The 12,902-nt window shown below is 56.6% G+C and carries 14 protein-coding genes and 1 tRNA gene; 2 read left to right on the top strand and 13 right to left on the bottom strand.

What is annotated here, in order from left to right; translation table 11 throughout:
• Positions 1–89: 89 nt before the first annotated feature.
• The 3 genes from N7220_RS09025 to N7220_RS09015 all read right to left on the bottom strand — a co-directional run bounded on the left by N7220_RS09025 (position 90) and on the right by N7220_RS09015 (position 2,249).
• Positions 90–626 carry an REP-associated tyrosine transposase gene (locus N7220_RS09025; RefSeq protein WP_283151121.1) on the bottom strand — a complete coding sequence of 179 codons (537 nt, stop codon included), beginning with the start codon at positions 624–626 and terminating at the stop codon, positions 90–92.
• 348 nt (positions 627–974) lie between these two features.
• Positions 975–1,694 (bottom strand): hypothetical protein, encoded by a 720-nt coding sequence (locus tag N7220_RS09020; protein WP_283151120.1) that lies wholly within the window; start codon positions 1,692–1,694, stop codon positions 975–977.
• Positions 1,695–1,721: 27 nt separating this feature from the next.
• On the bottom strand, positions 1,722–2,249 hold the full coding sequence (locus N7220_RS09015) for a pilin (protein WP_283151119.1): 528 nt from the start codon (positions 2,247–2,249) through the stop codon (positions 1,722–1,724).
• Between the two features lie 144 nt (positions 2,250–2,393).
• Between N7220_RS09015 and N7220_RS09010 the strand changes: the two genes are divergently transcribed.
• Positions 2,394–2,469 (top strand) — tRNA-Thr (locus N7220_RS09010).
• A gap of 266 nt (positions 2,470–2,735) precedes the next feature.
• Here N7220_RS09010 and N7220_RS09005 read toward each other — a convergent pair.
• The 5 genes from N7220_RS09005 to N7220_RS08985 all read right to left on the bottom strand — a co-directional run bounded on the left by N7220_RS09005 (position 2,736) and on the right by N7220_RS08985 (position 7,944).
• Complete coding sequence (locus N7220_RS09005; protein ID WP_283151421.1) at positions 2,736–3,905, bottom strand: NAD(P)H-dependent flavin oxidoreductase; 1,170 nt, start codon at positions 3,903–3,905, stop codon at positions 2,736–2,738.
• Positions 3,906–4,049: 144 nt separating this feature from the next.
• Positions 4,050–4,778, bottom strand: a complete 729-nt coding sequence (locus tag N7220_RS09000) for an anaerobic ribonucleoside-triphosphate reductase activating protein (RefSeq protein WP_283151118.1) — start codon at positions 4,776–4,778, stop codon at positions 4,050–4,052.
• Between the two features lie 22 nt (positions 4,779–4,800).
• Positions 4,801–4,989, bottom strand: coding sequence for an anaerobic ribonucleoside-triphosphate reductase (nrdD, locus tag N7220_RS08995; protein WP_283151117.1), 189 nt, complete (start codon positions 4,987–4,989; stop codon positions 4,801–4,803).
• Positions 4,990–5,117: 128 nt separating this feature from the next.
• Entirely contained in the window at positions 5,118–7,112 is a 1,995-nt protein-coding gene (locus tag N7220_RS08990) for a ribonucleoside triphosphate reductase (protein WP_283151116.1), read from the bottom strand.
• 208 nt (positions 7,113–7,320) lie between these two features.
• Positions 7,321–7,944 (bottom strand): TetR/AcrR family transcriptional regulator, encoded by a 624-nt coding sequence (locus tag N7220_RS08985; RefSeq protein WP_283151115.1) that lies wholly within the window; start codon positions 7,942–7,944, stop codon positions 7,321–7,323.
• Positions 7,945–7,999: 55 nt separating this feature from the next.
• On the opposite strand from N7220_RS08985, the gene N7220_RS08980 reads away from it, so the two are divergent.
• Positions 8,000–8,572 (top strand): hydrolase, encoded by a 573-nt coding sequence (locus tag N7220_RS08980; protein ID WP_283151114.1) that lies wholly within the window; start codon positions 8,000–8,002, stop codon positions 8,570–8,572.
• On the opposite strand, the gene N7220_RS08975 is transcribed toward N7220_RS08980, so the two are convergent.
• The 5 genes from N7220_RS08975 to argH form a co-directional block, all read right to left on the bottom strand.
• Positions 8,569–9,114: an MOSC domain-containing protein gene (locus N7220_RS08975; RefSeq protein ID WP_283151113.1), complete on the bottom strand. Its 546-nt coding sequence runs from the start codon at positions 9,112–9,114 to the stop codon at positions 8,569–8,571. The two genes, N7220_RS08980 and N7220_RS08975, sit on opposite strands and share 4 nt — an antisense overlap.
• Before the next feature lie 63 nt (positions 9,115–9,177).
• A complete protein-coding gene (locus N7220_RS08970; RefSeq protein WP_283151112.1) occupies positions 9,178–9,918 on the bottom strand; it encodes a pyridoxine 5'-phosphate synthase in 741 nt (246 codons plus the stop codon).
• A gap of 155 nt (positions 9,919–10,073) precedes the next feature.
• Entirely contained in the window at positions 10,074–10,688 is a 615-nt protein-coding gene (locus tag N7220_RS08965) for an NUDIX hydrolase (RefSeq protein ID WP_283151111.1), read from the bottom strand.
• A 77-nt stretch (positions 10,689–10,765) separates the two neighbouring features.
• The gene (locus tag N7220_RS08960; RefSeq protein WP_283151110.1) at positions 10,766–11,254 is read right to left on the bottom strand and encodes a GNAT family N-acetyltransferase; all 489 of its coding nucleotides are present in this window, start codon (positions 11,252–11,254) and stop codon (positions 10,766–10,768) included.
• A 99-nt stretch (positions 11,255–11,353) separates the two neighbouring features.
• Entirely contained in the window at positions 11,354–12,739 is a 1,386-nt protein-coding gene (argH, locus tag N7220_RS08955; protein WP_283151109.1) for an argininosuccinate lyase, read from the bottom strand.
• Positions 12,740–12,902 lie beyond the last annotated feature (163 nt).

Genomic DNA, 12,902 nt, shown 5'->3' with positions numbered 1-12,902 from the left:
AATGCATGGATGTTTTGCGGTGTTGTGTATTCGATTGCCACTGAACGCGTTCGCACACGACGTGTGCAAACCCTACGTCGTGTTTGCAATCATTCCATGGTATCAATCAACGGATGGTCGCGAGTCCAATTCAATGGGTAAACTCCGGCCTCCACATATCTGTGGAAGCTCGACCAAGGCCAATCGGCTACGCTCCTGACCAAGCCGTGTTTCAATGGATTGAGATGGATGTAATCCATATGCCGATTAAAATCCGCCTGATCAAGCAATTGATGTTCCCAAAACCGCCTTTGCCAAATGGTCGATTCGCGCCGACTGGTTTTGGATTGGCTCATCCAGCCCGGTTGGTGATATTCCGGCAACTTACGTGACGCCATGCTCTTGATTAGGCTCCAGCGCCCGGAGTAATCATGATCGCCATCCGGCAATGTCCAGATGCAATGCATATGGTCTGGCAGCAAAACCCAGGCATCAATAACAAACGGGCGGGTTGTTCGTACCTTTTGGATTGCGGCCCGTAATGCGTCGCGAAGCGTTTCGTCAGTCAGTATTTTCCGGCGACGAAAAGTAACCACCGTAAAGAACCAGGACGCGGAAGGCGTGTGCGAACGGCGATAGCGAGACATATTCGCAGGTTAGCAATTCGCCGTTCCCCAAAGGTTGATTGCGCGTAGGGTTTGCACGCCATGCGTCCCGATGAATCGGGATAAATGCGAACGCGTTCAGCGGACGGTTCGTTAATCAAATCCACAAAACAAAACACCCGCCGGAATGCAGCGGGTGTTTGGGTGTGGTGGTGCGCATGCATGCGCACCCGTAGGGTTTGCACGCCACGCGTGCGAACGCGTTCAGTGGACGGTTCGTTCATCAAACCCATAAAACAAAACACCCACCGGAATACAGTGGATGTTTGGGTGTAATGGTGCGAATTCATGCGCACCCGTAGGGTTTGCACGCCGTGCGTGCGAACGCGTTCAGCAGACGGTTCGTTCATCAAATCCATAAAACAAAACACCCGCCGGAATGCAGCGGGTGGTTGGGTGTAATGGTGCGCATAAATGCGCACCCGTACGGTTTGCATGCCATGCATGCGAACGCGTCCAACGGACAGTTCGTAAATCAAATCCACAACACAAAACATCCACCGGAATGCAGCGGGTGTTTGGGTGTAATGGGTGCGCATGGATTCGCACCCGTAGGGTTTGCATGCCGAGCATGCGAACGCGTCCAATGGACAGTTCGTTAATCAAAACAAAACAAAACGCCCACCGGAGTGCAGTGGGTGTTTGGACGAAATGTTGCGCATGAATGCGCACCCGTAGGGTTTGCATGCCGTGCATGCGAACGCGTTCAACGGACGGTTCGTTAACCAAATCCACAAAATAAAACACCCGCCGGAATACAGCGGGTGTTTGGGTGTGGTGGTGCGCATGCATGCGCACCCGTAGGGTTTGCATGCCGTGCGTGCGAACGCGTTCAGCAGACGGTTCGTTAATCAAATCCACAAAACAAAACACCCGCCGGAATGCAGCGGGTGTTTGGGTGTGGTGGTGCGCATGCATGCGCACCCGTAGGGTTTGCACGCCACGCGTGCGAACGCGTTCAGTGGACGGTTCGTTCATCAAACCAATAAAACAAAACACCCGCCGGAATACAGCGGGTGTTTGGGTGTAATGGTGCGCATAAATGCGCACCCTACAGGGCTACAGGGCTACGCCATATTAGCGGCAAGCGGCAGGAGCGTACTTGGCTGGCAGAGTACCTGCAACTGCGCCTGGAGCTACGGCTGTGTGATTCTCTGCGGAGCAATCCCACTGGATAGCATCGGTCGGAACGACAATCGCACCGTTTGCAATCGACAGAGCTGTCAATACGGTCCCAGCTGCAGCGGAGGTGCCACCAGCTTTGAAATATGGGGTCAGGGTAATTGTATTCTTACCAGGTACACCACCAGCGCTTGGGGTATAGGTAATGGTGATTCCGCCAGCACCAGTACCATCAATAGCAACAGAAGTCACGTTTGCAGTGGCACCCACTGGTTGATACCCGAGGTCAAACTGAGCAGCTGCGTTAGCGGCATTATCAGCAACAACAGTCTTAGCTGCATCACCCAGACCCAGACCTTCAGTCACTTTTGCGCGGATGATGTAGTTTTGGTAAGCCGGAATCGCCACAGCAGCCAGGATACCGATAATCGCAACCACGATCATCAGTTCGATAAGGGTAAAACCCTTTTGCATACGTTGCATGTTCAATCTCCAAAAATATTTGTTGGTGTGCGGCGTACCCGCGCAGTAGCTATTGAGCAAAAGCCATGCCAGTGTCCTGTATGCCGCCGGCGCATTGTGCCCGGGTTGGTATCCCTTGCAAAGTTGCTTATAATGCCGGCTCTTGCCGTTGTAGCTCAGTTGGTAGAGCAACTGATTCGTAATCAGTAGGTCGAGTGTTCGATTCACTTCAACGGCACCAGATGCAGCAGGGGTCAGGCTTTCAGCCTGGCCCTTTTTGTTTTGGGCCTGCAGGAATGGGTGGATTTGCGACGGGATTTGTTACGGCTGCGTGCCAGGGCGTTTGCGCCAGGCGGCGACGAGTGGTGGGAATTTTATGGCAAAACAAAAGGCCGGTTGTTTGCACAATCCGGCCTTTCTCATCAAAGTGACGTTTTTCGTCACCTTCAATTTCTCTAATTCGTCAGATTTCTCTTATATAGCTCTGGGAATCCCGCCAAAGAGCGATCAGATTGCCGCCAGATTTTGCGGGCGTTGGCCGGTGAGTAGGTAGTCGATCAGCTCACGCACCGGTCGGATGGCGCTGCCGAAGGGCAGGCTGTCGGCGCCGCGGAAGAACAAGCCCCGGTTCACCTCACCGCGCATGGCTGCGGCTAGTTTCAGGTCGATGCAGAACTGGCCGACTTTAGCCAAGCCATCGCGCAGGCCGCAGACCGACAAACAGTTCATGCCTTGAGTGCAACGGGCCGGATCAGCCTTGGCGTTGGATTGCAGACGCACTTCGCGATTGATGTAGTTCTTCAGCCATGGTGTGAGCACGGCACGGGCGGGCAGACCGGCCACACTCATGAACTCGACGATGTCTTCATCGCGAGCGTTGGCCAGCACTTCTTTGAAATTGGCATGAGCATCGCCTTCTTCTGTAACGGCAAAGGCGGTGCCCAACTGCACGCCACTGGCGCCGCTGTTCAGATAATGCAGTACTTTTTCGTGGCTGTTGATGCCACCGGCGACGATCAACGGGATGCGTGCGCTTTCCAGACCCAGGTCTTTGAAGATTTGATGGGTTTCGGTGAGGACACGGTCGAAATCAAATTTCTCGTTATGAATTTCTTCGATCTTGGTGGCACCCAGATGGCCACCGGCGTGGGCCGGGTGTTCGATCACAATGGCATCGGGCAAACGGTTCTTTTTGAGCCATTTTTTCAGAACCACGTTGATGCCGCGGCTGTCCGAGAGGATCGGCACCAGCGCCACGTTCGGGTGGTCTGCGGTGACTTCCGGCAAATCCAGCGGCAGGCCCGCGCCCATGACGATGGCGTCGGTGCCGGCTTCGCAGGCGGCGCGCACGTAGTCGGTATTGGAAGCAACCGCTTTCATCACGTTCACGGCAATCAAACCGTTACCTTGTGCAGTGGCCTTGGCCAGCTTTACTTCACGAGCTAACGCCTCAAAGTTCAAGGCATCCAGTTCGGCTTGAACTTTTGTTGCTTTGCTTTGCTCCAGCAGGTCTGGGTGATGATGACGCAGATCAACAGAAGCGATGGTGCCTAGCGCGCCTTCTTTGGCAACGGCACCGGCCAGTTTGTGGGCCGAGATACCAACCCCCATCCCGCCCTGCACGATTGGTAGCAGCGCTTTACCCTTGATGAGCAGCGGTTTGAAAGTGTGGTGCAGCATGAATGCGATCTCCCGCCACAATGGCGTTTTCTTTGTTGAGGGGTGGGAGTCTGCGGGTTTGGTCGTCGAGTGATTTTGATCTAGATCAAGGCGTTGCTGCGCTGATGATGCCGTGTATAAAAATCACGAGATGGGCGGTGATTAATGCGCCCTTATACGAGTTCCGGGCACCAGTTTACTTAGCTGCTGCAAAGTGACGGGGCTTGGATAATCGGCTGGTGCCGGTTGTTGCAGCAATTGGCTGGAGGCGCAGCCATTGGGCCGGAAAGGTTGCAGCACGAAGTCTTGCACGCCATAAACCGCCAATGTTCCGGCCAGCCGCAGCAAGGCATCGTCGTTCAGCAAGGATGGGTGGATGGTGGTGCGGCACTCATAGGCCACGCCGCTATCGCGTATGAGCCCTAGCGATTCGCGCGCCGGGTCGCCACTTGCGCGAATCTGCGTTACGCCTTCATATTCGGCAAAGGGGGCTTTGACATCAAAGCCCACCCAGTCCAGATAAGGCAGGCATTGTTTCAGTCGCTCCGGATAGGCGCCGCCGGTATGCAACGCTACCTCGAACCCCATGGCTTTGACTTGCGCCATCATCAACGGCAACCAGCGCTCGGTTAGCGGCTCGCCGCCACAAAAGACCACGGCATCCAGCAAGCCTTTGCGTCCCTCCAGCCAGTTGACGATATCATCCCAAGCGGGTTCGGTTGGTGTTTTGCTGCGCGTTTGCAGGTGCGGATTATGACAATAGTGACAACGCCAGGGGCAGCCAGAGATGAACACTACGCAAGCGAGCTTGCCCGGATAGTCGCAACTGGAGAACGGCACAAGTCCGCCCAGCTTGGGTGGATGAGGCGCGTGTTCGTCTGGCATGGTCATATCGGTGTGCTCTTGATGTTATTCAATGTTGCTCGGTAAAGAATTGGCGTTCGGCGAACTCACCCTGTTTACCGATATTGAATGCGGAAACGGGCCGGTGATAACCCATTACTCGTGTCCACACTTCGCAACGGGTGCGTTCTTCACCTTTGAGCTGAATGGCTTGGGCTGTGGCGTTGTGCAGATGTTGCTGGATGTTGAGGTCGTTCATGGCGTGCTCCTGTTAGATCACTGGCCCAAAGGATTGCTTGGGTTTTGGGTTGGAAGAGAAGAAAAGAACGCGGCTGGAATTCCGTGGCAACCGTTCAGCCGCGTGCGCTGCATGCACATGCAGCAAACCTAGGCGCAGCAGGGCTGCTTTTTGCTAATCAAGTCGGCATCACATTTCGGGCAGAACTCATGGTGTCCGCTCAAATAGCCGTGCTTGGGGCAGATTGAAAAAGTGGGCGAAATCGTCACATAGGGCAGCCGGTAATTCGCCAGCGCACGTTTAACCAAGGTGCGGCAGGCGTCGGCGCTGGAGATGGCCTCGTTCATATACAGATGCAGTACCGTGCCGCCGGTGTATTTGCGCTGCAGTACTTCCTGGCGCGCCAGCGCTTCGAACGGGTCGTCGGTATAACCCACCGGCAATTGGGTGGAGTTGGTGTAATACGGTTGCGCCACGGTGCCCGCTTGCAGTATTTCCGGATAACGGCGTTTGTCTTCTTTGGCAAAGCGGTAGGTGGTGCCTTCGGCTGGCGTGGCTTCCAGGTTGTACAGATGGCCGGTTTCTTCCTGGAATGTCGTCATCTGATCACGAATGTGATCCATAAGCCGGTTGGCAAAGTCGTAACCCCGCGGCGTGGTGATGTCGTGTTCGTCGCAGGTGAAGTTGCGGATCATTTCGTTGACGCCGTTCACACCCAGCGTGCTGAAGTGGTTGCGCAGCGTACCAAGATAGCGCTTGGTATAGGGATAGAGGCCGCCCGCAATCAGCCGATCGATCAGTTTGCGTTTGATTTCCAGGCTTTGTTTGGCCAGTTCCATCAATTCATCTACGCGGGCAAAAGCACCGACTTCATCCCCCTTGAATTCGTAGCCAATGCGGGCGCAATTAAGCGTCACCACGCCAAGACTGCCGGTTTGCTCGGCTGAGCCAAACAGCCCGTTGCCGCGCTTGAGCAGCTCGCGCAAATCCAGCTGCAAACGGCAGCACATGGAGCGCACCATGTGCGGCTCCAGATCACTGTTCAAAAAGTTCTGAAAGTAGGGCAGGCCGTATTTGGCAGTCATTTCGAACAGCAAAACGGTGTTGGGGTGATCCCAATCGAAGTCTTTGGTGATGTTGTAGGTGGGGATCGGAAAGGTGAACACGCGGCCCAGCGCATCGCCTTCCATCATCACTTCGATGTAGGCGCGGTTGATCATATCCATCTCGGCTTGCAGTTCGCCATAGCTGAACGGCATTTCCTGGCCGCCCACATACGGGATTTGCTCGCGCAGATCTTCCGGGCAAACCCAGTCAAAGGTCAGATTGGTAAACGGCGTCTGCGTACCCCAGCGGCTAGGCACGTTCAGGTTGTAGATCAGTTCTTGAATGTACTGTTTGACCTGCTTGAAGCTGAGCTGGTCGACGCGGATAAACGGCGCCATATAGGTATCGAAAGAGGAGAACGCCTGCGCGCCAGCCCATTCGTTTTGCAGCGTGCCAAGGAAGTTGACGATCTGGCCGATGGCGCTGGACATATGCTTGGGCGGCGTGGCGTCCACTTTGCCCGGCACGCCATTGAAGCCTTCGTGCAGCAAGCGGCGCAGCGACCAACCGGCGCAATAGCCGGAGAGCATGTCCAGATCATGGATGTGGATCGCACCCGAGCGATGTGCCGCGCCGATTTCCGGAGGATAAACGTGGTTGAGCCAGTAATTGGCAATGACCTTGCCGCTGGTGTTCAGGATCATGCCACCCAGACTCCAGCCCTGGTTGGCATTGGCATTCACACGCCAATCAGACTGGTTCAGATATTCGTTGATGCTGGATTCAACGTCCACCACGGTACGGGTGTCAGCGCGCAGGCGGGCATGCTGGCTGCGATAGGCGATATAGGCCCGCGCTGTTTGCAGGTGGTGCTGCTCCAGCAGCGCTTCTTCAACCTGATCCTGAATCGCCTCAATGCCCGGCGCATTGGTTCCGGCCAGACGCCCGGTGACCAGTTGGGCCAGTTCCAGCGCCTGGGGTGCATTGAATTCGCCACTCAACTGCGCTGCCCGCTCAAGCGCGCTAGCGATTTTGGCCGCTTCAAAGGGGACGATACGGCCGTCGCGTTTGCGCACGTAGAGTGGCTGAGTGGTCACGATAAAACCTCTATATATGGTTAATTAATCAATTAACGACACCATATATAGTGTTTGGCGAGGGCGATAGTCGGAAGCCGCTGCTGTTTGATGCCGGTCAATTACGATAAAAATGAGTGGCGTGAAGAATGCCCCCCAGTACGAATTCTGGACAGCTTTTCCATGCTGAGCCCCGACACAGAAGCGGGTCTGCCCAAGACATCAGTTTTCAGGACGTAGCTGGTCCTAAGCGGCTTGTTATCCACCCTAGCAGCATCTCGCGTAAAGCTTGCAGCGCGGCGTCGCGCTGGGGGAGATCAGTTTCACCGTTGAGTGCTACCGCGGCTTTCATGATTTGCAGGATCGCAATGGCAATAGGCGTAAGTTCCTCATCGCTTATGGCCGGGGCTTTGTGGCGCAAGATATCCAGCACTTGCTCGCGCAAGCGTTGGCGAATGCCGCTGGCGCGCACGAAAGGTGCGCCTCGTGCTTCTACCAGAACAGCAAAGGCAGGATGTGCGGCGCGAAACTCGATCAGCGCGGCGAATAGCTGTGACCCTGTTTCTTGCAGACTCAGGCTGTTGGCCCGTGCCGCCAAGGCACTCATTTGCAAGTGGAGATCAGTCGCGTGTTCGGTCAGGATTGCATCCGCCACATGTTCTTTGGTGGGGAAAAACTGATAGAGCGAGCCGATGGATGCCCCTGCCTGCGCGGCAATCCCGGTCATGGTGGTCGCTTCAAAGCCTTTGTTTGCGAACAGGCTGGCGGCTGCGTCCAGCAGGGCGGCAACCCGTTGGCGACCGCGTTCGCGCTGTGGTTGTTTGGCGGTAATACTTGCGTTTTGTGAGGTCATCCTCATATACTCGTTTTTGTGAGGAGTTCCTCACATAATGATGGAGTCCAACAACATGGTAAAGCTTGATCCACAAACCACCGCATTGGTGTTGATTGATCTGCAACAAGGCATTCTGCCGTTTGCTGGCGGCCCGCACACCGCGCAAACGGTGGTAGAGCATGGTGATGCTTTGGCTCGGCGCTTCCGTGAGTTGGGCGCTCCTGTCGTGCTGGTCCGCGTGGGCTGGGCCGGTGACTTTGCCGATGCGCTTAAGCAGCCGGTGGATAGGCCTTCGCCCGCTGCCACTTTGCCGGCCAACTGGCTGGAATTTGCCGCAGACCTGGCAGTAAGCGATCAGGATATCAAGATCACCAAGCGCCAGTGGGGCGCATTTTATGGCACCGAACTGGACTTGCAATTGCGCCGCCGTGGCATCAAAACCATTGTGCTGGCCGGGATTTCGACCAACATCGGTGTTGAATCAACCGCTCGCGCGGCGTGGGAGCACGGTTATGCACTGGTGATTGCAGAAGATGCCTGCAGTGCAGCCAATGCCGAACAACATGCGTTTGCATTCGCGAATATCTTTCCGCGTTTGTCGCAGGTACGCAGCACCGCGGAGGTGCTGGAAGGTCTGGCTAGCTAAACGCGTTCGAGCTTGTGGTGGGGTAGCGGTGGCAACTCGACCCGAATGGTATCGCCGGGATGGGTTTCGCCGCTGACCAGCACCACGCCCATTACGCCCGCTTTGCGTATTAGATTGCCAGCCTCATCTCGCCCCAACACAGCGGCCGTCAGTCCTTGTTGATAGTGATCCAGTTGCGCACATGGGTTACGCAGGCCGGTAATCTCCACCACCGCCTGCTCGCCGATATGCAAACGGGCTCCTCGCGGCAAACCCAACAGATCGATACCGCGGGTGGTGATATTTTCGCCCATTTGCCCCGGCAGCAAATCAAACCCGCGTTCGCGCAATTCGTCATGCAGTTCGGCGTGAATCAGATGCACCTGGCGCAAGTTGGGCTGGGTTGGGTCAACCGCCACACGCGAGCGATGCTTAACCGTCGTCCCCATGTGAGCGTCTCCTTCCACCCCCAAACCTGCCAACAGCCGGATGCTGACCACGTTGGGTTTGCTGAAAGTGTGACTGGCGCTCACGCTGACTTGCATTACAACGCCGGACTGCATTGGGGCTCCTTGCCTGGACAAATGCTAAACAAGTTGCGGGATCAATCTCGGATATGGGCAGACTTAACGGGCTGCGTGGCAAATGGCGACGTACTGTCGCACCACATTGGCAAAACCGCTTTCCAGTGACTCCACCACCAGCGCATGGCCAATCGAAACTTCATCCACGCCCGGCACCGCCTGCAGAAAATCGCCCAGATTCTGCAGGTTAAGGTCATGGCCTGCATTCAGCCCTAACCCGACTTGATGCGCTGCTTTACCAGCCGCCACGTAGGCGTCCAGCACCTGCGCATGGCTGCCTTCGCCATGGCGCACCGCGTATTCTTCGGTGTAAAGCTCGACTCGCGCCGCGCCGGTTTGCGGGGCCAGAGCAATCTGCTCCACGTCCGGGTCAACAAACAGGCTCACACGAATACCCGCGGCGTTCAGTTCGGCCACGACCGGTTTGAGAAAATCCAGCCGCTCGCGAATGTTCCAGCCATGGTCAGAAGTCAGTTGACCGGGTTCATCCGGCACCAGCGTGCATTGTGCCGGGCGCGCTTGCAGCACCACGTCGAGGAAATCGCGCGAAGGATAGCCTTCAATGTTCAGCTCGGTGCCGGGAAAGTCGCGTACCAGCGCGGCCAATGCCAAGGCGTCGGCATTACGCGCATGGCGTTGATCCGGGCGCGGGTGAATGGTGACCCCGGCGGCGCCATTTTCCAGCGCGAGGCGGGCAAAGTGCAGCACCGAAGGGTAATCACGTCCGCGCGAATTGCGGATCAGGGCGATCTTGTTGAGATTGACGCTGAGCTGGGTGGGCATGGTGTAGGGCGCGCTGCGGTTTGCCAAAGAAGAGCATTTTTCCCTGAATGACCGTGGGTGTCCATCGCGCCGACTTGCTTTTGGGAGGCGTTTCGCAGAAAAAACCGGGTGCTGGCGCTGGATAGCAGTGAGTGAATGCTGTTCCGCCGGTGTGATCAGTCGAAATCAACCCCGCCGCTGGCCCGTAATTCAAACAGCCGCGCAATCTGCTCGGGCAGGATGCGTTGCAATGACAACGGCGGCAGATCATCGAGCGCAAAGAAACCCACGCCATCCGTTTCGATCCCGTCTGGCTGGCCTTCGCTGAGGATTTCGCCCTGAAAGATCAGCTTCCAGATATGGAACGGCTCGGGTGGATGAGCATGCTGGTGCATGTCGATCAGCTTCATAAAACGGCTAATGCGCACTACAAAACCCGCTTCTTCCAGCACTTCCCGGGCGGCGATCTGTGCTGGCGTTGAGCCCACGTCGGCCCAGCCTCCGGGCAATGTCCAGCAGCCGTCGCTCAGTTCGCGCACCAGCAAAATGCGGTCATCCCGGAACACGGCGGTGCGCACGTCCAGCTTGGGGTTGGCATAACCCTTTTCAGGGATAAACAACTGCGTGATTTGCTCTGTGGTGGCCGCGCCAGTCAGCTCGGCCAACTGGGCATGGGCGATGGCGGCGATTTCCTGGTAGCGCTGAATATCGAACGGATCGCGGGCGTAATGCAGCCCGGTTTGGGCCACGGCTTGCAGGCGGCGAGCTTGTTCAAGGCGGGAAGTCGTCATCGGGATCATCCTGGGCGAAGGGTGGCCACCATCATTTGACGGCAGGAGCGAGCTTGTCAAACCACTCGTTCACAGCTTCAGTTCGCTGTGGCCTGGTGCGGCGACCAAAGCATGTCTACATGCAGAATGCCGTCTTCATCGTAAGGCTCACCCACTGGCTCAAAACCCAATGACTGATACATGCGCTGTAAATGCGCCTGCGCGCCAATCCGGTTACCAAGGCCTGGCCAGATTTGCGCCGACTGCCGCAACCCTTCGGCCACCAATCGTTTACCCATGCCACCCTGGCGTGCAATCGGCGCAACCACAACCCGGCCGATCGAAGGTTCGGCATATTTCAAACCAGGCGGCACTAGGCGCAACGCGGCAACGACTTTGCCCTGGGCGTTTTTTCCAACCAGGTGCCACGATGGCGAGTCCAGATCATCCAGATCGGGGTAGACGCAGTTTTGCTCAATGATGAACACGTCCTGACGCAGTTTGAGATAGTCAAACAACGTGGCGATATCGAAATCAGCAAAGGCCAGCCAGTGCCATTGGATATCAGCTTGGGAAGGCATAGTCATCGAAGGTAAGTCCAGAGTGTCGGAGCTTGAAACAAAACAGGCCGCAATGGCGGCCTGTTGGGGTGTGCAAATCGGGTTTGACCGATCAAGGCTGCCGGGTCAGACGCCCAGGCGCTGGCGCCACTTGCCAATCTGCAGTCGCACCTGATTGGGTGCCGTGCCGCCGACGTGGTCACGCGCGGCAATGCTGCCTTCGGGTGTGAGCACTTCGGTGATATCGGAATCAATCAGCGACGAGAAGCTTTGCAGTTCTACCAGTTGCAGCTCGGACAAATCCTTGCGCTTTTCTTCGGCGTAACGCACCGCTAAAGCAACGGCCTCATGCGCATCACGGAACGGCAAGCCTTTCTTGACCAGATAATCGGCCAGATCGGTGGCAGTGGCATAACCCTGTTTGACTGCAGCGGCCATACACTCCGGGCGCACGGTAATGCCACGCATCATGTCGGCGTAAATGCGCAAGGTGTCGACCAGCGTATCCACGGTGTCGAACAGCGGCTCTTTGTCTTCCTGATTGTCTTTGTTGTAGGCCAGTGGCTGGCCCTTCATCAATGTCAGCAGGGATACCAGATTGCCATTCACACGGCCAGTCTTGCCGCGCACCAGTTCTGGCACATCCGGGTTCTTTTTCTGCGGCATGATCGACGAGCCGGTACAGAAACGATCGGCGATATCAATAAAGCCGAAGCGCGGGCTCATCCACAGGATCAGTTCTTCCGACAAGCGCGACAGGTGCGTCATGGTCAGCGCGGCGGCAGAGGTGAATTCGATGGCGAAATCGCGATCAGACACTGCGTCCAGCGAGTTCTCACAGACGGCTTCAAAATTGAGCAGTTCGGCCGTGTAGTTGCGATCAATCGGGAAAGTCGTACCCGCCAGCGCGGCAGCGCCCAGCGGCATCCGGTTAACGCGGCGGCGGGCATCGGCAAAACGCTCGGCATCGCGGCCCAGCATTTCCACATACGCCAGCATGTGATGACCAAACGTCACCGGCTGCGCCACTTGCAGATGGGTAAAGCCTGGCATGACGGTGGACGCGTGTTTCTCGGCCAGTTCCAGCAGCGAAATTTGCAGGTCGTGCACCAGGCCAATCAGCAGATCAACCGCTCCGCGCAGATACAGGCGGATATCTGTGGCGACCTGGTCGTTGCGGCTACGTCCGGTATGCAGACGTTTGCCCGCGTCGCCGATTTTTTCGGTCAGGCGACGCTCGATATTCATATGTACGTCTTCGAGATCCAGCGACCACTCAAAAGTGCCGTGACGGATATCGTCCAGGATGTCGGCCATGCCGGACTGGATGGCACGCAGGTCTTCTGCCGTCAGGACGCCCGCGCGTTGCAGCATGGTGGCGTGTGCCAGCGAACCTTGAATGTCCACCTCCGCCATGCGCTTGTCGAAATCGACCGATGCGGTATAGCGCTTGACCAGATCGGAGACGGGTTCGGTGAACCGGCCGGACCAGCCTTTTTTTGAATCCTGCATGGGGAAAAACCCTGGAAACACGAGACGAGGGGCTGATTATATGACGGCCAGACTTCTGTTGCACTGCACCGTCACTTCCTGAGAAGCAAAATTACTCTTTATTATCTGCGGCAAGGCCTATTGCGGGTGCTAGAATTCCGCCGTTTGCCGCGCTAGGCGCCGG

The sequence above is a fragment of the Silvimonas soli genome (assembly GCF_030035605.1).
Classification (GTDB): Bacteria; Pseudomonadota; Gammaproteobacteria; order Burkholderiales; family Chitinibacteraceae; genus Silvimonas; species Silvimonas soli.
Note: the sequence above shows the minus strand (reverse complement) of the source record. Positions and strands in the feature narration are given on the sequence as shown.